17 protein-coding genes are annotated in these 19,240 nt (G+C 74.5%); 13 read left to right on the top strand and 4 right to left on the bottom strand.

The genetic code is table 11. From position 1 onward, the window contains the following. Positions 1-57 precede the first annotated feature (57 nt). The 3 genes from ACIP93_RS14875 (at position 58) to ACIP93_RS14865 (ending at position 3,389) form a co-directional block, all read left to right on the top strand. On the top strand, positions 58-894 hold the full coding sequence (locus tag ACIP93_RS14875; protein ID WP_401758687.1) for a hypothetical protein: 837 nt from the start codon (positions 58-60) through the stop codon (positions 892-894). Positions 895-1,183: 289 nt separating this feature from the next. After that, positions 1,184-2,068 carry a (2Fe-2S)-binding protein gene (locus ACIP93_RS14870; protein ID WP_401758867.1) on the top strand — a complete coding sequence of 295 codons (885 nt, stop codon included), beginning with the start codon at positions 1,184-1,186 and terminating at the stop codon, positions 2,066-2,068. A gap of 253 nt (positions 2,069-2,321) precedes the next feature. Further along, positions 2,322-3,389 (top strand): DUF2637 domain-containing protein, encoded by a 1,068-nt coding sequence (locus tag ACIP93_RS14865; RefSeq protein WP_401758683.1) that lies wholly within the window; start codon positions 2,322-2,324, stop codon positions 3,387-3,389. Positions 3,390-3,432: 43 nt separating this feature from the next. On the opposite strand, the gene ACIP93_RS14860 is transcribed toward ACIP93_RS14865, so the two are convergent. The 3 genes from ACIP93_RS14860 to ACIP93_RS14850 form a co-directional block, all read right to left on the bottom strand. Next, on the bottom strand, positions 3,433-3,921 hold the full coding sequence (locus ACIP93_RS14860) for an ATP-binding protein (protein ID WP_401758681.1): 489 nt from the start codon (positions 3,919-3,921) through the stop codon (positions 3,433-3,435). A gap of 258 nt (positions 3,922-4,179) precedes the next feature. Further along, entirely contained in the window at positions 4,180-5,922 is a 1,743-nt protein-coding gene (locus ACIP93_RS14855) for a pyruvate dehydrogenase (RefSeq protein ID WP_401758678.1), read from the bottom strand. Between the two features lie 109 nt (positions 5,923-6,031). Beyond that, complete coding sequence (locus ACIP93_RS14850) at positions 6,032-8,209, bottom strand: protein phosphatase 2C domain-containing protein (RefSeq protein ID WP_401758675.1); 2,178 nt, start codon at positions 8,207-8,209, stop codon at positions 6,032-6,034. A 363-nt stretch (positions 8,210-8,572) separates the two neighbouring features. On the opposite strand from ACIP93_RS14850, the gene ACIP93_RS14845 reads away from it, so the two are divergent. Beyond that, entirely contained in the window at positions 8,573-9,562 is a 990-nt protein-coding gene (locus tag ACIP93_RS14845; protein WP_345217871.1) for a helix-turn-helix domain-containing protein, read from the top strand. Between the two features lie 100 nt (positions 9,563-9,662). On the opposite strand, the gene ACIP93_RS14840 is transcribed toward ACIP93_RS14845, so the two are convergent. Beyond that, the gene (locus ACIP93_RS14840; protein WP_345217869.1) at positions 9,663-10,607 is read right to left on the bottom strand and encodes a LysR substrate-binding domain-containing protein; all 945 of its coding nucleotides are present in this window, start codon (positions 10,605-10,607) and stop codon (positions 9,663-9,665) included. A gap of 195 nt (positions 10,608-10,802) precedes the next feature. Here ACIP93_RS14840 and ACIP93_RS14835 point away from each other — a divergent pair, with 195 nt between their 5' ends. The 9 genes from ACIP93_RS14835 to kynU are packed head-to-tail and all read left to right on the top strand — an operon-like array spanning position 10,803 to position 19,131. Beyond that, a complete protein-coding gene (locus ACIP93_RS14835; RefSeq protein WP_401758670.1) occupies positions 10,803-12,245 on the top strand; it encodes a 2-hydroxymuconic semialdehyde dehydrogenase in 1,443 nt (480 codons plus the stop codon). Further along, positions 12,242-13,093: a 2-keto-4-pentenoate hydratase gene (locus ACIP93_RS14830; protein ID WP_401758667.1), complete on the top strand. Its 852-nt coding sequence runs from the start codon at positions 12,242-12,244 to the stop codon at positions 13,091-13,093. The genes ACIP93_RS14835 and ACIP93_RS14830 overlap by 4 nt, the downstream gene beginning before the upstream one ends. Further along, positions 13,090-13,860 (top strand): 2-keto-4-pentenoate hydratase, encoded by a 771-nt coding sequence (locus ACIP93_RS14825; RefSeq protein WP_401758664.1) that lies wholly within the window; start codon positions 13,090-13,092, stop codon positions 13,858-13,860. The genes ACIP93_RS14830 and ACIP93_RS14825 overlap by 4 nt, the downstream gene beginning before the upstream one ends. Beyond that, positions 13,857-14,285 carry a RidA family protein gene (locus ACIP93_RS14820; protein ID WP_401758661.1) on the top strand — a complete coding sequence of 143 codons (429 nt, stop codon included), beginning with the start codon at positions 13,857-13,859 and terminating at the stop codon, positions 14,283-14,285. Before ACIP93_RS14825 ends, ACIP93_RS14820 begins: the two co-directional genes overlap by 4 nt. After that, positions 14,282-14,881 carry a 3-hydroxyanthranilate 3,4-dioxygenase gene (locus ACIP93_RS14815; RefSeq protein WP_401758658.1) on the top strand — a complete coding sequence of 200 codons (600 nt, stop codon included), beginning with the start codon at positions 14,282-14,284 and terminating at the stop codon, positions 14,879-14,881. The genes ACIP93_RS14820 and ACIP93_RS14815 overlap by 4 nt, the downstream gene beginning before the upstream one ends. Continuing rightward, positions 14,878-15,927 carry an amidohydrolase family protein gene (locus ACIP93_RS14810; protein WP_401758655.1) on the top strand — a complete coding sequence of 350 codons (1,050 nt, stop codon included), beginning with the start codon at positions 14,878-14,880 and terminating at the stop codon, positions 15,925-15,927. The genes ACIP93_RS14815 and ACIP93_RS14810 overlap by 4 nt, the downstream gene beginning before the upstream one ends. Beyond that, positions 15,924-16,859 carry an acetaldehyde dehydrogenase (acetylating) gene (locus tag ACIP93_RS14805; RefSeq protein ID WP_401758652.1) on the top strand — a complete coding sequence of 312 codons (936 nt, stop codon included), beginning with the start codon at positions 15,924-15,926 and terminating at the stop codon, positions 16,857-16,859. Before ACIP93_RS14810 ends, ACIP93_RS14805 begins: the two co-directional genes overlap by 4 nt. Continuing rightward, a complete protein-coding gene (gene dmpG, locus ACIP93_RS14800) occupies positions 16,856-17,872 on the top strand; it encodes a 4-hydroxy-2-oxovalerate aldolase (RefSeq protein ID WP_401758649.1) in 1,017 nt (338 codons plus the stop codon). Before ACIP93_RS14805 ends, dmpG begins: the two co-directional genes overlap by 4 nt. After that, positions 17,872-19,131: a kynureninase gene (kynU, locus tag ACIP93_RS14795; protein ID WP_401758646.1), complete on the top strand. Its 1,260-nt coding sequence runs from the start codon at positions 17,872-17,874 to the stop codon at positions 19,129-19,131. The genes dmpG and kynU overlap by 1 nt, the downstream gene beginning before the upstream one ends. Positions 19,132-19,240 lie beyond the last annotated feature (109 nt).

Genomic DNA, 19,240 nt, shown 5'->3' with positions numbered 1-19,240 from the left:
CACGGATGTCGCGGCGGTCGCACTTCACAGCTCAATGGCGCGCTCGGGGAGGGCAATGTGGCGGACACCGCCATGTCGGGTTCCACTTCCGAAACAGAGTCCGGTGCAGAGGGGGCGGAGGCGGAGGGGCTCGACAGGGGAGGTCCCGGCTTCCCCGGCGGTCCGCTCCAGACGGCGGTGTGGCGGTTGCGCTCGCGCGGCTGCTGGGCCGACGCGGCGGCCCTCCTGGAGTCCCGGCCGGGGGCGGCGGCGGCGCTCCAGCGGGCGGCTCTGCTCGTGGAGCGCTGCCTGTTCACGGAGAACGGCTGGCCGGAGGCCGAGGAGGCGCTGCGCGGCGCGGAGGCCCTCGCCAAGGACGACGACGAACGCGGCAGTGCGGCCTGCGAGCGCGGCCATCTCGCGTACGCGGCCACGGTGTTGGGGGTACGGGACCGCGCCGACGAGGCCCGCTCGGCACTCGGCAGGGCCGCCGCCCTGCTGCACCCCGACTCCCCCGGCCGGCCGCTGCTGGACTTCCGCCGGGGACTGGTCGCCGAGCACATCTCCGACTCGCCGCAGTCGGCACGGGCTGCCTACCGCAGGGCGCACGCGGGCGCGACGGCCCACAACAAGACCCTGCTGCTCTCCTTCACCTGGCGCCATCTGGCCGGACTCGCCCTGCGCGAGGGCGAGTTGGCGGAGGCGCGGCACGGGTTCGCGGAGTCGCTGCGGATAAGGGAGGAGCTGGGTTACCTGGTCGGCACGGCTCCCGCGCTGGCCGCGCTCGCGGACGCCGAGCCGGAGCCCGAGGCGAGCCGGCTGCGCGCCGAGGCCTCCCGCCTCTTCCATCTGCTGGACGGCGTCCCGACCTGGCTGGCGGCGCAACTGCCGCCACCGCCGCCGGCCACCGCGTAGGGGCCGCCGGCCCGCTCCGGTCGACGCGTGCTCGCACCCGCCGACCGGAGCGGCGCCGCGGCGCGCGACGGGTGACGGGGTGACGGGGTGACGAGTCCGTATGACCGGCCCCGCGACGGGTGGCGGGCCCGTACGACCGGGCTCACGGCACCCGATGGACCCCACATCCGGACTCGTACAGACGTCCGTACAGCCTGGATGGAGCAACCCCGCAGTTCACAGCTCACGAGAATCAGCTAAGGTAAGGCTTACCTGCACTAGCCCCGTGAGCGATTCGGTGGTCCCCTGCATGACCGTCCCCGCCCTGATGCCGTCCCACGCCGGGCGCCCCGCCGCCTCCTCCCCCGTGGCGGACTCCTACGCGCGCCTCACCGAGGTCTTCCCCTCCCTGGTGATCAAGGAGCTCCTCGGCGACGAGAGCGCGCCGCGCGGCGGCGGCTGGGTCGGCGCGGACGAGCTCGCGGCCGGCGGTGCGGCCCTGGACGCGTTCATGGCCTGGGACAACGCGCAGGTGCTGCGCGACTACGGGCAGCAGGCCCGTCCCGACGTGATCGCCAGCTTCGCCCTGCACCGGTACGCCTGGCCCGCCTGCCTGCTGGTGACCGTGCCGTGGTTCCTGCACCGCAGGGTGCCCCGGGTGCCCGTCGCCGACGTGGCCTTCCAGCGGGTGCTGGGGCGGCTGACCGTACGGGTGAACGAGTTCGCGTGCCTGCCGGGCGACCCGGCGGCGGCCCTGCCCGGCGCGCGGGTCGTGGCGGACGAGGAGGCCCTGCGCGCCGAGGTGCGCCAGGCGGTGGCCGAGCACCTGGAGCCGGTGCTCGCGGGCTTCGGGCCGCGGATGCGGCGGCGCGGGCACGCCCTGTGGGGCATGGTGACCGACGAGATCGTCGAGGGCCTGTGGTACGTGGCCCACCTGCTCGGCGACGAGCGGCGCGCGATGGCGGAGCTGGAGCTGTTGCTGCCCGGTGCGACGGCCCCCTACCGCGCCTCCGCGGGCTTCCGCGAGCTGACCGGTCCGAACGGGGAGAAGCTGCCCACCCGGGACCGCGCCGCCTGCTGCCTCTTCTACACCCTGCGCCCCGAGGACACCTGCACCACCTGCCCCCGGACCTGCGACGCGGACCGGATCAGGAAGCTCACCGAGCCCGACGAACCGGCCGTGACCTCCGCCTGATCGCCACGCCACCCGTTCGGGTGGCGAAAATCGAACCCAACAGGGCCGGTGGGAGCGGCAGTTCGACTTATCGCCACCTATCCGCGTAGTGCGGAGTCCCGATGGCGTTCTCTTGCCCCGAAACCCCTTGTGCGTCTCGCGGTGTGGGCCAATATGTCGCCGAAACGCAATCAGGCGCGATGCGTGGTCCGCGATCCGTACCTCACGCAGCTCACGGACGCGTCGCCGCCGCGCTGACGCAAAGGGACTCCGCATGAGAATGACCGACATACCGCTGGACTGGCTGCTTCCTGGCGTCGTGATGATCGCGGGTGTTCTGGCGGCCGTCGCGGTGATCGCGCGCGGCAGACGTGCGGGCGGGAAGGCCGCCGCCACCAGCGAGGACTCGTGGGAGCGCAGCGAGGAGCGGCGCAGAAGGAAGGAAGCCTTCTACGGGAGCGCGTCCTACGTCCTGCTGTTCTGCTGCGCCGCGGTCGCCGCCGCGCTGTCCTTCCACGGCCTGGTCGGGTTCGGGCAGCAGAACCTGAACCTCTCCGGCGGCTGGGAGTACCTGGTGCCGTTCGGGCTCGACGGGGCGGCGATGTTCTGCTCCGTGCTCGCGGTGCGCGAGGCCAGCCACGGCGACGCGGCGCTCGGCTCGCGCCTGCTGGTGTGGACGTTCGCCGGGGCGGCCGCCTGGTTCAACTGGGTGCACGCTCCCCGGGGGTTCGGGCACGACGGCGCGCCGCACTTCTTCGCCGGAATGTCGCTCTCGGCGGCCGTGCTCTTCGACCGGGCGCTCAAGCAGACGCGCCGGGCGGCGCTGCGCGAGCAGGGCCTCGTCCCGCGGCCCCTGCCGCAGATCCGGATCGTCCGGTGGCTCCGGGCCCCCCGGGAGACCTTCGGGGCCTGGTCGCTGATGCTGCTGGAGAACGTGCGGACGCTGGACGAGGCGGTCGACGAGGTCCGTGAGGACCAGCGGCAGAAGCAGCAGAGCCGGCAGCGCAGGAAGGAGCACGAGAAGCTGGAGCGGGCCCAGTTGAAGGCCATCAACCGCCAGCACCGCGCCTGGGGGCGCGGCCGGGGCGGCCGTCAGGTCGACGTACAGCTCCCGTCCGCGGGGGCGGGCTCCGCGCCGCACGCCGTCGCGGAGCCCGCCATAGCAGAAGCGGGACAGTTGCCGCTTCGCAACCGGCCCTCCCTCCAGGCCGTGAAAGGCGCCGGGGCCAAGGGAGCTGAGACCCGGACGGTGGACCTGACCGCCGAGGACGACACCCAGGCACTGCCCCGGCTGGACTCGCTGGAGCAGAAGCTCAAGGACCTCGAGCAGCAGTTCGGGTGACGGCGCACCGGTTCACCTGCGGGGTACGGGGGTCCGGCCGGTTTCACGAACCGGCCGGGCCCCCGTCCAGTTCGAACCAGACCACCTTGCCGGGTCCGTGCCCCTGCATGCGCACGCCCCAGGCGTCCGCGAGGGCCTGGACCAGGAGCAGGCCGCGGCCGTTCGTGTTCTCCTCGCTGCTCGCCGACGGCGGTTCCGGCATGCGGGCGAGGTGGTCGTGCACCTCGACACGGAGCGTGGAGGCGGCCAGGGTGGCCGTCAGTTCCGCGTCGCTCTCGGTGTGGATCAGCGCGTTGGTGACCAGTTCACTGGTCAGCAGTTCCGCGACATCGGCGCAGTCCGGGCGTCCCCAGGTGCGCAGCAGCTCCCGCAGCGCGTGCCGGACGTCGGCCACCGCGGTCAGGTCCGCCCGTCCCAGCCGGCACCGCATCTGGGGTGACGCGCGTCCGCCCCCGGTCGTGTCGGCCACGTCCCCCGGTACGGTGCGGCCCTGCTTCACCGGTCCGCTGCGGCCCGGCTGTTGCCTCGTCATAACCCCCACCCACACCCCGTCAATCCCCTCCTGGTCGAACACCCTCACGCAATGCATGCCCGCGCTCACGGGCCGCACTCATGCCGGGCCGGATCCGGGTGGGACCGGAGCGCACCGATTCGCCCCAACGCCCTAGGCGGAGCTGCCGTTCCGGACGTACGCGATGCGCGGAATCCGTACAGCGCGCGCGGAGCCCCGCCCCGGAGCCCGCCCGCACGGCTCCGGGGCCCCGGGGCCGCCGCCCTTCCCGCGCACCGCTCAGGGGCGCGGGACGTTCCGCAGGTTGGAGCGCGCCATCTGGACCATGCGGCCCACGCCGCCGTCCAGGACGACCTTTCCGGCGGACAGCGCGAAGCCCTTCACCTGGGCGGCCTTGATGTGCGGCGGGATCGACAGGGCGTTCGGGTCGGTGACGACCTCCACGAGCGCCGGGCCCTTGTGCCGGAAGGCGTCCTTGAGCGCGCCCGAAAGCTCCTTGGGCTTCTCGACCCGCACGCCGAACGCACCGCAGGCGCGGGCCACCGCGGAGAAGTCCGGGTTGCGCATCTCCGTGCCGAACGAGGGCATGCCGTCGACCAGCATCTCCAGTTCGACCATGCCCAGCGAGGAGTTGTTGAACAGGACGACCTTCACCGGCAGGTCGTACTGGACCAGGGTCAGGAAGTCGCCCATCAGCATCGAGAAGCCGCCGTCGCCGGACATGGAGACGACCTGACGGCCGCGGTCCACGAACTGCGCGCCGATGGCCTGCGGGAGCGCGTTGGCCATCGAGCCGTGCGAGAAGGAGCCGATGACGCGGCGGCGGCCGTTGGGGGTGAGGTAGCGGGCCGCCCAGACGTTGCACATGCCGGTGTCGACGGTGAACACCGCGTCGTCGTCGGCGAGTTCGTCCAGCACCGAGGCGACGTACTCGGGGTGGATCGGGGTGTGCTTCTCGACCTTGCGGGTGTAGGCCTTGACCACGCCTTCGAGCTGGTCGGCGTGCTTCTTGAGCATCTTGTCGAGGAACTTGCGGCTGGACTTGGCCCGCACCCGGGGGGTCAGGCAGCGCAGCGTCTCGCGGACGTCGCCGCAGACCCCGAGCTCCAGCTTGCAGCGCCGGCCCAGGTTCTCCGGGCGGACGTCCACCTGGACGATCTTCACGTCCTTGGGCAGGAAGTCGTTGTACGGGAAGTCCGTGCCCAGCAGGATCAGCAGGTCGCACTCGTGCATGGCCTCGTAGGCGGCGCCGTAGCCGAGCAGGCCGCTCATCCCCACGTCGTACGGGTTGTCGTACTGGATGAACTCCTTGCCGCGCAGCGCGTGCCCGACCGGGGACTTGATCCGCTCGGCGAACTCCATCACCTCGGCGTGCGCGCCCGCCGTGCCGGAGCCGCAGAACAGCGTGACCTTCTCGGCGCCGTCGATCAGGTCGGTGAGCTTCGCCAGGTCGCTCTCGCCGGGGCGGACGACCGGGCGCGAGGTGATGAGGGACTGCTCCAGGGCCTCTTCGGCGACGGTCTCGCCCGCGACGTCGCCGGGCAGCGAGACGACGCCGACGCCGCCCCGGCCGACCGCGTGCTGGATGGCGGACTGCAGGACCCTCGGCATCTGCTTCGGGGTCGAGATCAGCTCGTTGTAGTGGCTGCACTCGTCGAACAGCTTGTCCGGGTGGGTGGCCTGGAAGAAGTTCAGGCCGATCTCGGCGGAGGGGATGTGCGAGGCCAGCGCCAGGACCGGGGCCATGGAGCGGTGGGCGTCGAAGAGGCCGTTGATGAGGTGCAGGTTGCCGGGGCCGCAGGAGCCCGCGCAGGCGGCCAGCTTGCCGGTGACCTGGGCCTCGGCGCCGGCCGCGAAGGCGGCGGTCTCCTCGTGGCGTACGTGCACCCATTCGATGGCGTCGTTGCGCCGGACGGCGTCCACGACCGGGTTGAGGCTGTCGCCGACGACCCCGTACAGGCGCTCCACCCCCGCCTGCACGAGGATGTCGACGAACTGCTCGGCCACCTTCTGCTTCGCCATGACGTGGGTGCACCCTTCGGTTGGACGGACTGACGCTGTGCGGTCGCCTGTCCATGAACCCACGAAATATTCGGTTTTGCCTCTTGTGTTCTGGGTCTCCTCGTGGTGGTCAGTCCTCCCAGACCGCGACGGCCGTACGGTCGTCCGCGTAGCCCTTCACCCGTAGCTGTACGTCCGCGAGGTAGGCGGCGAGGCCGGGCGGCCGCCCCTCGCCCCAGCGTTCCGCGAGTTCCCCGGCGAGGGCCGCCTCGCCGCGCAGGGGCTCGGCGAGGCCCGCGCTGCACAGCAGCAGGACGTCGTCGGCACGGGCCACGGACGCCCGGAAGCGGAACCGGGAGCTCGGGGGCGCCGTGTCGACGTACGGCGACGGCGGGGTCGGGATGCCGAGGTCCATCGTCAGCCGGTCGCCGTCCGGGCCCGCCTCGGGTTCGCTCCCGTTCCGCGGTACGGAGCCGAAGCCGACCACCGGCTCACCGGTCAGGGCCTCGGGGGCGGGCTCGGGCGGCTCGATGTCCTGCCACGCCCCGTCCCGGAGCCGGAGCAGGCCGCCCTCGCCGACCCCGAAGTAGATCCGGGTCCGGCACAGCGGGTCGGCGGAGAGCAGCAGACAGCGCAGGTCGGCGGTGTACTCCCCCGGTTCGAGACCCAGCTCGGCGGCGCGGGCGCGCAGCTTGCCGTAGCTGCGGTCGGTGAGCCGGTGCAGCCCGGACTTGAGGTCGCCGCGCCGGGCGGCCCTTATGTCCTCGGCCAGCCGGGCGTGGCTGCGGCCGACGGCGCCGGCGATCCACCGGCAGGCCTCGGCGGCGGCCAGGTGCGCCCCCTCCGCCGCTCGCGCCCCGCTGGCCACGGCGACCAGCACGAGAGCGCCGTCCCCGCTGCCGAACCGGGCGGTGAGCAGGGCGTCGCGCCGGGGTTCGCCCCGGAAGCGGGCGGAGTCGCCGCGCACGGAGGCGGCGCGCAGGGTGTACGAGCCGTACCGGGCGCCGTCGAGCACGGTGTCCGGGACGAGCGCGCCGAGGTCCTGCGGGTCGGCGGCGGCGAGCGCGGTGGGCTCGGCGTCGTAGGTGGGCGGCCCGTCGCCCAGGTGGGTGACGGCGGGGCGGGTGGGACCGGGGGCGGCGGGGGGCGGCGGGCCGAAGACCCCGGCCGGGTGCTGCGGGTCGTCCCGCCGGGGCGGGAAGGAGGTCGGCAGCGGCGGTACGTCGCGGAGCCGGGCGGGGGCGGGGTGGCGCGGGTCGACGGGGGCGTCCGCGGGCGGGTCCTGGGCGCGGTCGGGGCCGGGGGCGTCCGCGGCCGGGGCGGCGGGGCCGGGGTCGGGATCGGGATCGGGACCGGTGGGTGTTCCGGGGCGTCGGCCGTAGGCGTCCGGGGAGGGCTCGTCCCACAGCCGCCGGGTCCGGCGGAGGTTCTGCCGCTGCCCGGGGGCCCCGGGCAGCGGGGACGGCGGACCCCAGCCGTCGGGGGCCGGGGGCGGCGGCGCGGTGCCGCGGTCCGGGGGCGGGGCTGCGGCCGTGTCCTCCCGGGGCGGTGGTACGTCGGCGGGGTCGCGGCCGGGGGGTGCGTCGGCCGGGGCGCCGGGGCGGGGCGGGGCTGCCCGGAGCGGGGGGTCGGGCGGAAGCGCGGGGCGGGGCGGCTCGCCGGGCGGAGCGGGCGGGACGGGCGGGGCGGATGGCGTGTCGGCCGGTTTCCGGGGCGGGGTCTCCGGGCGCCGTGACCCCGTCGGGCCGGCCGAGTCCCGTGCACCGGGCGTCCCGGCCTCGGGGCCGGTCATGGCGGGCGTGGCGGCACCGGGACCGGTCGTGGCTGCGACACCGGTGCCGGTCGTGGCGGGCGTACCGGTGTCGGTCGGGCGGGGGGCCGGGGCGAGCGGGTCCTCAGCCGGTGTCGGGGGCTCCGGAGCGGGCGGGGCCGGGTCCGTGCCCGACACCGGGTCGGCGTCGGCGCGCTGCCCGCGGCGGGGCCCCGGCAGCCAGGCGTCCCACCCCCGTTCGGCCACCGCGGCGGACCTGGGGTCCGGGGCCGCCCGGCCGGAGGCCGCGGTGGGCGGTCGCTCGGGCGGGTCCAGGGGAGGTTCCCAAGGGCCCCTGGCCCGGGGCTCCTTGGAGAGCGGGCGGGGCGGTTCCGGCTCCGCGGTGCTCAGCACCGCCGGGGCGCCCGGGGTCGAGTCGAAGTGGTCGTCCACGGTGTGGCCCGTCGGCGCCGGGCCGGTGTCCGGAGCCGCCTCGTCGTACAGCCGGTCCCACCAGTCGTCCTCGGCGTCGGTGCGCCGCTCCCCCTGCTGACTCATGCCCCTATTGTCCACCGCTGAGGCGATTCGGAAACGGGGCGGGACGAAAAAAAGCGGCCCGCCGGGCAACCCCGGTCCCGCGGGAAGGCTGCCGAGCCGGGCGACGAAGTCGCCGCGTACGTCCGTCAGTTCGGCCCTGAGCTCGACCGCCCCGCCGGTGGCTCGGGCGAGGCCGGCCACCGCCGTGCAACTCCCGCCCAAGCGAACCGTCCCGGCCTCGGCCCGGTCCGGACCCTGGGGGGTGGCCGATGGCGACAGGCTGGCAGAGGGGCGGGTGAGGCGGGGATGATGAGATGAGGCGGGTTTGCGCCGTGGCCGATTTCCGCCAACGGTGTGTCGTGTGTGGTGAGGGGGACTGCTGAGGTGCTGGGTGCGATAGGTCTGGACGAGGCCCAGGAGGCGGCCTACCGGACGCTGGTCGCGGTGGGTGCGGCCGAGGTCGGGGACCTGGCGCACCGGCTGGGGGTGGCCGAGGCGGCGGCGGAGCGGGCGCTGCGCCGTCTGGAACGGCAGGGGCTGGCCGCGCAGGCGTCGTCCTCCGCCTCCTCCGGTGCGCGGCGGTGGGTCGCCGCGCCGCCCGGTGTCGCGCTCGGCGCGCTGCTCAACCGGCAGCGGCACGAGCTGGAGCAGGCGGAGCTGGCGGCGGTGCTGCTCGCGGAGGAGTACCGGGCGGAGGCGGCGGAGCCCGCGGTGCACGACCTGGTGGAGGTGGTGACGGGGGCCGGCGCGGTGACGCAGCGCTTCGCGCAGTTGCGGCTGGGGGCGGTGGAGGAGGTGTGCGCGCTGGTCACGGGGCGGTCGGTGGCGGCGACGGGGTACGACGCCGAGGGGCGGGCTTCGGCACGCGGGGTGACGTGTCGCGTGGTCGTCGAACGGGAGGTGCTCGACCTGCCCCGGGGCGTGGCCGAGCTGACGGCGGCGCTGGCGCGGAACGAGCAGGTGCGAGTGGTGGACCGGGTCCCGGCGAAGCTGGTGGTCGCGGACCGCTCGCTGGCGATGGTGCCGCTGACGACCGGCCGGGACGCGGACCCGGCGGCGCTGGTGGTGCACGCGAGCGGGCTGCTGGAGTCGCTGACGGGCCTGTTCGAGGCGGTGTGGCGGGAGGCTCGTCCGGTGCGGCTGGGCACGGCCGCACCGGGCGTCGAGCTGGCGCCCGCCGGACCGGACCCGGTGGACCTGCGGATCCTGTCGCTGCTGCTGGCGGGGATGACGGACGCGAGCGTGGCCAAGCAACTGGAGGTGGGGCTGCGGACGGTGCAGCGCAGGGTGAAGGGGCTGATGGAGGCGGCGGGCGTGACGACCAGGCTCCAGCTCGGCTGGCAGGCGTACGAACGCGGCTGGGTGGAGAGGTAGGGACCGCCCCGCCGCTGCGGTGCGCCCCGCGCCCCCGGGGCCGAGGAACCGCGCCCCGGGATCAATGAGCCTCGCGCCGCGTCCCCGGCGGTGAGGAGCCCTACGGCGTGCTCCACGACCCCGACAGAGCCGCCCGCAGGACGCCCGCTTCGTGGTCCAGGGCGGCGAGCAGTGCCAGCAGGCCCGGGGTGCGGATGCGGGAGTCGGCCTCCGTGGTGCCCACCGTGCGTCCCACCGAGGGCAGTTCCACCGGCAGCGCGACCAGGCGGTCGTCCTCCCGGAGGACCAGTTCCGGCAGGGCCGCCACCATGTCGGTGGAGACCAGCAGGGTCCGCAGGGTCAGGATGGAGGTGCACTCGACCCGGTTGGGCGGCAGCTCCAGGCCCTGGGACTCGAAGACCGCCGCCAGTTCGCGGCGCAGGGCCGTCTGTTCCAGCGGCAGGATCCACGGGTGGCCGACCGTGTCGGCGAGGGCGTTCGCCGGTCCCCGCAGCAGCGGGTGTCCGTCCCGCACCGCCAGGCGGATCGGCTCGCGGTAGAGGGCCCGCCGGCGCAGCCGGCCCGGCTCGGACGTGGGGTCCACCCGGCCCACGATCACGTCCAGGTCGCCCGCCAGCAGCGCCGGGTGCAGTACGTCGAAGGTGCCCTCGCGGACGACCACCGTGAGGTGGGGGCGCTCCGCCTTCAGGCGCGCCACCGCGCGGGGCAGCAGCAGGTTCGCCCCCGCCAGCAGGGTGCCCACCGTCACCGTGCCCGTCTGGCCGTCGCGCAGGCCGGTCAGGTGGTCCCCCGCCCGCCGCACCTCCGCGATCACCGCCCGGGCGTGGCCCACCAGCGCCTCCCCGTACACCGTGGGCCGCATCCCGCGCGGCTCCCGGTGGAAGAGCTCGACGTCCGCGAGCTTCTCCAGCTCGCGCAGCGTGCGGGTCGCGGCGGGCTGGGTGAGGTGGAGGGATTCGGCCGCCCGCACCACCGTCCCGTGCTCGGCTATGGCGGCGAGAAGCGTCAGATGCCGGAATTTGAGTCGGCCGTCGAGCAGGTCCATCCGTGCGCCCCTCGTCCCGTGACCTGGTGCCATGCCGACTCCGGTATGGCAGGGGCCCGTTCCGGCATTGGCTCGGCATATGTGACCCGGCTCATGATGCACACGCAGGGAACCGGACACCAGTGGCAGGTTTCGTCACCCACGTCCGGTCTCCCCGGGTTCTGTCACGCACGCCGGAACAGGGAGGTCACGACGGTGAGTTCGCCCGCAGGGCAGGTGCGGAGGGTGCGGCACTACACGGCCGGACGGTTCCACGCCGAGGGGGACGTCTTCCCCCTGGTGGACCCCGTGGACGGGCGCACCGTGGGGCTGGTCCCGGAGGCGGACGCGGCGACCGTGGACGCCGCCGTACGGTCCGCCCGCGCGGCTCTTTCCGGGCCGTGGGCCGCGTACTCCCCCGCCGACCGCTCCCGCGCGCTGCACCGGATCGCGGACGGCATCGAGGTCCGCTTCGAGGAGTTCGTCACGGCGGAGTGCTCCGACACCGGCAAGCCGCGCGAGCTGGCCGCCGCCGTCGACATTCCACGGGGCGTCGCCAACTTCCGTGCCTACGCCGACCTTTCGGCCTCCCGGGGTGAGCGGTCCTGGCACACCGGGACGCCCGACGGGCGCGGCGCGCTGAACTACACCGTGCACAAGCCGCTGGGCGTGGTCGCGGTGGTCGCGCCGTGGAACCTTCCGCTGCTGCTGCTCACGTGGAAGGTCGCCCCGGCGCTGGCGACGGGCAACACGGTCGTGGCCAAGCCGTCCGAACTCACGCCGTCGACGGCCGAGTTGCTGGCCGAGGTGATCGACGCGGCGGGTCTGCCCGCCGGGGTGTTCAACCTCGTCCACGGGCACGGCGCGGACGCCGCCGGCGCGTGGCTGACCGCCCACCCCGGCGTGGACGCCATCGCCTTCACCGGTGAGTCCAGGACCGGAAGCGCGATCATGCGGGCCGCAGCCGACCACCTCACCCCGGTCTCCTTCGAACTCGGCGGCAAGAACGCCGGGCTGGTGTTCGCCGACGCCGACCTGGAGCGGGCCGTCGAGGGCACGCTGCGGTCCGCCTTCACCAACAGCGGCCAGGTGTGCCTGTGCACCGAGCGGGTGTACGTCGAGCGTCCCGTCTTCGCGGAGTTCGCCGCCGCGCTCGCCGAGGGCGCCGGGTCCGTGACGTACGGGCCGATGGTGTCGGCCGAGCACCGGGACAAGGTGGCGGGGTACCTCGCGCGGGCCGCCGCCGACGGCACGGTGCTGGCCGGCGGTGACGCCCCCGTGTTCGGGGACGACCGCGACGGCGGGTTCTGGGTGCGGCCGACCGTGCTGGCCGGGCTGCCCGAGGACCACCCCGCGGTACGGGAGGAGATCTTCGGGCCGGTCGTCCACCTCGCCCCCTTCGACACCGAGGAGGAGGCCCTCGCCCTGGCCAACGCCGGGCCGTACGGGCTGGCCGCCACCGTCTGGACCGGCGACCTGAGCCGCGCCCACCGGGTCGCGCCGCGCCTGGACGTCGGCATCGCCTGGGTCAACACCTGGAACCTGCGGGACCTGCGCACCCCCTTCGGCGGGGTGAAGGCCTCCGGGATCGGCCGCGAGGGCGGCCACCACTCCCTCGACTTCTTCTCCGAGCCGATGAATGTGTGCGTGAAGATATGACCGGCCACGACCGCGCGAAGGACCCCGTACGAGACCGGCCGGACCTCTCGAAGGAGATCACCGAGGCCGCCGACCGGCTCGACGAGGCCCGCAGCACGGGTGTCCCCACCGCTCCGGTGCGGGACCTCCTCCCGCCCGGCGACCTCGCCGCCGCCTACGCCGTGCAGCACCTGACCACCGGGCGGCGGCTCGCCGCGGGGCGCCGCGTCACCGGGTGGAAGGTCGGCCTGACCTCCGCCGCCGTACAGCGCCAACTCGGCGTGGAATCCCCGGACTTCGGCGCCCTCTTCGACGACACGGCGTTCTGCGACGGCGCGCAGGTCCCCTTCGGCGCGGTGCTCCAGCCGCGCGCCGAGGTGGAGGTCGCGCTCGTGCTCGGCGCGGACCTGCCGCACCGGCACAGCACCGTCGCGGACCTCGTGCGGGCGACCGCGTTCGCCCTGCCCGCGATCGAGGTCGTCGGCAGCCGGGTCCGCGACTGGGACATCAGCCTGGTCGACACCGTCGCCGACAACGCCTCCAGCGGTGTGTACGTCCTCGGCGCCCGGCCGGTCGCCCTGGACGCCCTGGACCTGCGGACCGCCGGCGCGGTCCTGGAGCGGCGCGGCGAGCCCGTGTCGGTCGGGGCCGGGGCCGCCTGCCTGGGCCATCCGCTGAACGCCGCGCTCTGGCTGGCCGGCACCCTGGCCGCGCTCGGTCGTCCGCTGCGGGCCGGGGACACGGTGCTGACCGGGGCGCTCGGGCCGGTCGTGGACGTGGCGCCGGGCGATGTGGTCGAGGCGCGGATCGAGGGCCTCGGTTCGGTACGGGCCGCGTTCGCGGCGAACCCGGAGGGAGAGGACGCATGAGCGGCACCCGGCTGGAGGAGTGCGCGGCGGCCCTGGACGACGCCGCGCTCACCCGCACCACGCTCGCGAGCGGCAGCAGCGGGCTGCACGGGACCGAGGACGCGTACCGCGTCCAGGAGCGTCTCGTCGCCCGGCAGGTGGAGCGCGGCGCCCGCCTGACCGGCTTCAAGCTCGGCTTCACCAGCACCGCGAAGATGCGTCAGATGGGCGTGCACGACCTCATCCACGGCCGGCTCACCGACCGCATGCGGATCGCCGACGGCGACACCTTCGACGCGGGCGCCCTGATCCACCCCCGTGTGGAGCCCGAGGTGGCGTTCCTGCTCGGCGGGCCGCTGGAGCCCGGCACCGTCGATCCGCTGGGCGCGGTCGCGGCGGTGGCCCCCGCACTGGAGGTGATCGACTCCCGGTACGACGGTTTCGCGTTCTCGCTGCCCGAGGTCATCGCGGACAACACCTCCGCCGCCGGGTACGCCGTCGGGCCGTGGCGTCCGCCGGTCGAGCTCGCCGACCGGGGGGTCCTGCTGGAGATCGACGGCCGGCTGGTGGAGGCCGGTTCGACCGCCGCGGTCCTCGGCCACCCGCTGCGCGCCCTGGCCGCCGCCGCCCGCCTCGCCCCGCGCGGAGTCCTCGCCGCCGGGACGGTGGTCCTCGCGGGGGCCGCCACCGCCGCCGTCCCGCTGCCGCACGGCGTGCACGTGCGGGCGACCGTGTCGGGGCTCGGCACGGTCGGCTTCAGCACCGTGCCGAAGGAGGCCCGGACGTGATCGTCGAAGGCGCGGCCGCCCCCCGCGGCCGGTTCCCGCACCTGCGCCGCGCCGGTGACCTGGTCTTCGTCTCCGGTACCAGCTCCCGTCGGCCGGACGGCACCTTCGCCGGGGCCCGGGCCGACCCGATGGGCGTCACGGACCTCGACATCCGCGAGCAGACACGGGCCGTGCTCGACAACATCGGCCGGCTGCTCGAAGCCGCCGGGGGAAGCCTGCGCGACCTGGTCTCCGTCACCGCCTACCTGGTGAACATGAACGACTTCGGCGGCTACAACGAGGTCTACGCCACCTACTTCGACGCGTCGGGCCCCGCCCGCACCACGGTCGCCGTCCACCAACTCCCGCACCCGCTGCTGCTGATCGAGATCAGCGCGGTGGCCCACCTGCCCCTCGCCCCACTCCCCGAGGAGTCCCGCGCATGAGCACCAGCCCGATGAGGAAGTCACCCACCGCACCGTTCAACTTCCGCTCCTGGATCGACGAGCACCAGCACCTGCTGAAGCCGCCGGTCGGCAACGTCCAGGTGTGGCAGGACAGCGACCTGATGGTCACCGTCGTCGGCGGCCCCAACCGCCGCACCGACTTCCACGACGACCCGATCGAGGAGTTCTTCTACCAGCTCAAGGGCAACATGGTGCTCCGGGTGATGGAGCAGGAGGGCGCGCCGCCGCGCGACCTCCACATCCGCGAGGGCGACGTCTATCTGGCCCCCGCGCACCTGCGGCACTCCCCGCAGCGGCCCGAGGAGGGCTCGATCGGGCTGGTGGTCGAGTTCGCGCGCCCCGAGGGCTCGTTGGACGCCTTCGAGTGGTACTGCGTGAACTGCCACCGCCTGGTGCACCGCAGCGAGGTGCAGCTCAAGTCGATCGTCGCCGACCTGCCGCCGGTGTTCGACGCCTTCTACGGCGACGACGCCGCCCGCACCTGCCCGCACTGCGCGGCCGTGCACCCCGGCAGGGACTGGCCGGACGCCCTGCGCCCGACGACCGCCCCGCCCGGTTCGGAACCGGTCGCATGACGCCCGCGCACGGCGGGCCCGTCGTGGACGTGCACGCGCACGTCTTCCCGCGGATCTCCCGCGCCGAGTCCCGTCTCCTCCAGGACGACGAGGGCCCCTGGCTGCGCTCGGACGGCGCCGACGGCCCCGGCCGGGGCATGATGATGCGCGGCTCCCGGGAGTACCGGCCCGTCCGGCGCACCCTGTGGGACCCGGCGGCCCGCGTCGCCGACCTGGACCGGCTGGGCGTCGACGTCCAGGTGCTGTCCAGCACGCCGCTGCTCTTCGGGTACGACGCGGACGCCGGCCGGGCGGCCGACTGGTGCCGCATGGTCAACTCCCGTCTCCTGGAGTTTGGTTCGTACGCCCCCCAGCGGCTGGCCGCGCTCTGCCAGGTGCCGCTCCAGGACACCGAGGCGGCCTGCGCGATGGTCACCGAGGCGATGGGGCAGGGCTTCCACGGGGTGCACATCGGCAACCACATCGGCGAACGCGACCTGGACGACGGCGCGGTCGTGGAGTTCCTCACCCACTGCGCGCACGAGAACGCGCCCGTCCTCGTGCACCCCTGGGACATGCCGGGCGGGCCGCGCGTCGAGCGGTACATGCTCCAGTGGCTCGTCGGCATGGCGGCCGAGACCCACCTCACCCTCCTGTCGATGATGCTGTCCGGCGCCTTCGAGCACCTCCCGCGCTCACTGCGGCTGCTGTTCGCGCACGGCGGCGGCAGCTTCCCGTACCTGGTGGGCCGGGCGGACAACGCCTGGCGGCGCAGGGACCTGGTGCGGGCGGACAGCCCGCACCCGCCGTCGGCGTACACCGACCGGTTCAGCGTCGACTCGGCGGTCTTCGACCAGCGCGCGCTGGAGCACCTGGTGCAGGTGATGGGCGCGGAGCAGGTGCTGCTCGGCTCCGACCACCCGTTCCCGCTGGGCGAGGCGGAGATCGGCGGGCTGGTGCGCGAGAGCGCGCTCACGGACGCCGAGAAGGCGGCCGTGCTCGGGGGGAACGCGGTGCGCTTCTTCGGCCTCGTACGTCATCGGACGGGACAGGAGGCCATGCGGTGAGCGCGCTGAAGGCAGCCGTCATCGGCTCCGGCAACATCGGCACCGACCTCCTCGTCAAGATGGTCCGGGGCTCGGGGGCCGTCACGGCCGCCGCGATGATCGGCATCGACCCGGCGTCCGACGGGCTGGCCCGTGCCGCCCGGCTGTCCGTTCCCACCAGCGCGGACGGCGTCGCGGGGCTGATCGCCCTGGACGGCTTCGACGGGATCGACGTCGTCTTCGACGCGACCTCCGCCGGGGCGCACCACCGCAACGCCGCCGCCCTCGCCCCGTACGGCAAGCGGCTGATCGACCTCACCCCGGCGGCCATCGGCCCGTACGTGGTGCCCTCGGTGAACCTGGACGCCCACCTGGGCGCGCCGAACCTGAACATGGTGACGTGCGGCGGGCAGGCCACCGTGCCGGTCGTCGCGGCCGTCTCGGCGGTGACCCCGGTGGCGTACGCGGAGATCGTGGCCTCGATCGCCTCGCGCTCGGCGGGCCCCGGCACCCGGGCCAACATCGACGAGTTCACCGAGACGACCGCGCGGGCGCTGGAGCAGGTCGGCGGGGCCGGGCGCGGCAAGGCGATCATCGTGCTGAACCCGGCGGAGCCGCCGCTGCTGATGCGCGACACCGTGCACTGCGTGACCGGCGACTGCGACACGGACGCGGTGGCGGACGCGGTGCGGGCGAAGGCCGCCGAGGTGGCGGCCTACGTGCCCGGCTACCGGCTGAAGCAGGAGCCGCAGTTCCGCAGGCTGGCGGCGGGCGACCCACTGGCGGAGCTGGCCGGGCTCGAAGGGTCCGGCGGGGTGCTGGTCTCGGTGTTCCTGGAGGTGGAGGGCGCCGGCCACCACCTGCCCGGATACGCCGGGAACCTCGACATCATGACGTCCGCGGCCCTGCGTACCGCCGAGCGGCTGGCCGCCGTCGAAGGGAGCGCGTCATGACGCGCGTGTACGTCCAGGACGTCACCCTGCGGGACGGCATGCACGCCGTGTCGCACCGGTACACCGTCGACCAGGTCCGCACGATCGCCGCCGCGCTGGACGCGGCCGGTGTGGACGCCGTGGAGGTCGCGCACGGCGACGGGCTCTCCGGGTCCTCCGTCACGTACGGGCCCGGGGCGCACACCGACTGGGAGTGGCTGGAGGCCGCCGCCTCCGTCCTCACCCGGGCGAAGCTGACGACGCTGCTGCTGCCGGGCATCGGCACCGTCGAGGACCTGCGCCGCGCACACGCGCTCGGCGTGCGCTCCGTCCGGATCGCCACGCACTGCACCGAGGCCGATGTCGCCGCCCAGCACATCGCGCTGGCCCGGGAGCTGGGGATGGACGTCGCCGGGTTCCTGATGATGTCGCACCTGGCGGAGCCGGCCGAGCTGGCCCGGCAGGCGAAGCTGATGGAGTCGTACGGGGCGGCCTGCGTGTACGTCACCGACTCGGGCGGGCGGCTGACCATGGACGGCGTCCGGGAGCGGGTGCGCGCCTACCGGGACGTGCTCGGTGACGGGACGCAGATCGGCATCCACGCCCACCACAACCTCGCGCTCGGCGTCGCCAACAGCGTCGTCGCCGTGGAGGCGGGCGCGTACCGCGTCGACGCCTCGCTGGCCGGGCAGGGCGCGGGGGCCGGCAACGCGCCGCTGGAGCCGTTCATCGCGGTCGCCGACCTGATGGGCTGGGAGCACGGCTGTGCGCTGTTCCCGCTGATGGACGCGGCGGAGGACCTGGTGCGGCCGACGCAGGACCGGCCGGTGCGGGTCGACCGGGAGACGCTGACGCTCGGGTACGCCGGGGTGTACTCCAGCTTCCTGCGGCACGCGGAGACCACCGCCGCCCGCCACGGGCTGGACACCCGCTCCCTGCTCGTGGAGGCGGGGGCGCGCCGGATGGTCGGCGGGCAGGAGGACCTGCTCACCGACATCGCCCTCGATCTCGTAGCCGACAGGGAGCGCAACTGATGGACTTCGCACAGCGGTTGAAGGAGTTCGGGGCACGGTCCCGGGCACTGGACGCGGCCGACCCGCTCGCCCACGTCCGGGAGCGGTTCCTGCTCCCCGAGGGTGTCGTCTATCTCGACGGCAACTCCCTCGGCGCGCTGCCGGCCGCGGTGCCCGGGGCGCTCACGGACGCGGTGCACCGGCAGTGGGGCACCGGTCTGATCCGGTCGTGGAACGACAACGACTGGTGGAGCGCCCCGCTGCGGGTCGGCGACGCGGTCGGCGCGCTGATCGGGGCGGCCCCCGGGCAGACCGTCGCCGGGGACTCCACGAGCGTGCAGCTCTACAACGCGCTGGTGGCGGCGGTCCGGCTGCGGCCCGGCCGGAGCCTGCTGCTCACCGATCCGGACCACTTCCCCACCGACCAGTACATCGCCGACTCGGTGGCCCGGCTGCTCGGAGTGGAGGTGCGGCGGGCGCCCGCCCGGGAGGCCCGGTCGGTGCTGGCCGCCGAGGGCTTCGACGTGGCGGTCGCCGCGTACGCGCCGGTGGACTACCGGACGGGTGAGGCGTACGACATGGCGGCCCTGACCGCCGCCGCGCACGAGGCGGGCGCGCTGATGCTGTGGGACCTGTGCCACGCCGCGGGCGCGCTGCCGGTGCGACTGGACGCGGTCGGGGCCGACTTCGCGGTCGGCTGCGGTTACAAGTACCTGTCGGGAGGGCCGGGCGCGCCCGCCTTCCTGTACGTGGCCGAGCGCCACCAGGGTTCCTTCGACCAGCCGCTCACGGGCTGGCACGGGCACGCCGACCCGTTCGGGATGCACGGCTCGTACACCCCCGCGCCCGGCATCGGCCGGGCCCGGATCAGCACGCCGCCGCTGCTGTCGCTGCTGGCCCTGGAGGCGGCGCTGACCGCGTACGACGGGGTGGACATGGCGGACGTGCGGGCGAAGGGCCTGGCGCTCACCGGGTTCTTCCAGGAGTGCGCGGACGCCCTGCTCGACGGCTTCGGCTTCACCGCGGCCACCCCGCGCGAGCCCGAGCGCCGGGGCAGCCAGGTCGCGCTGCGGCACCCGGAGGCGTACCCGCTGGTGGCCGCGCTGGTGGCGCGGGGTGTCATCGGCGACATGCGGGCGCCGGACCTGCTGCGGTTCGGGGTGAACGCGCTGTACGTGTCGTACGCCGATGTCCTGTACTGCGTACGGCAGTTGCACGAGATCGTCAGCACCGGGGAGCACCGGGAGCCGCGCTTCCAGCAGCGCTCCACCGTGACCTGATCCCCCTTCGCCGGTCAGGGGAGGCGCGGCCCCCGCCGCCCCTCCCCCGGTCTTCCACACCTCCACACCATCCCTTTCCTCCGCTTTTGTCCCCCTTGGTCTTTCCGGA

The sequence above is a fragment of the Streptomyces sp. NPDC088745 genome (assembly GCF_044751045.1).
Lineage (GTDB): Bacteria > Actinomycetota > Actinomycetes > Streptomycetales > Streptomycetaceae > Streptomyces > Streptomyces cremeus.
The sequence above is the reverse complement of the archived record's forward strand: the minus strand, read 5'-3'. Positions and strand labels throughout refer to the sequence as shown.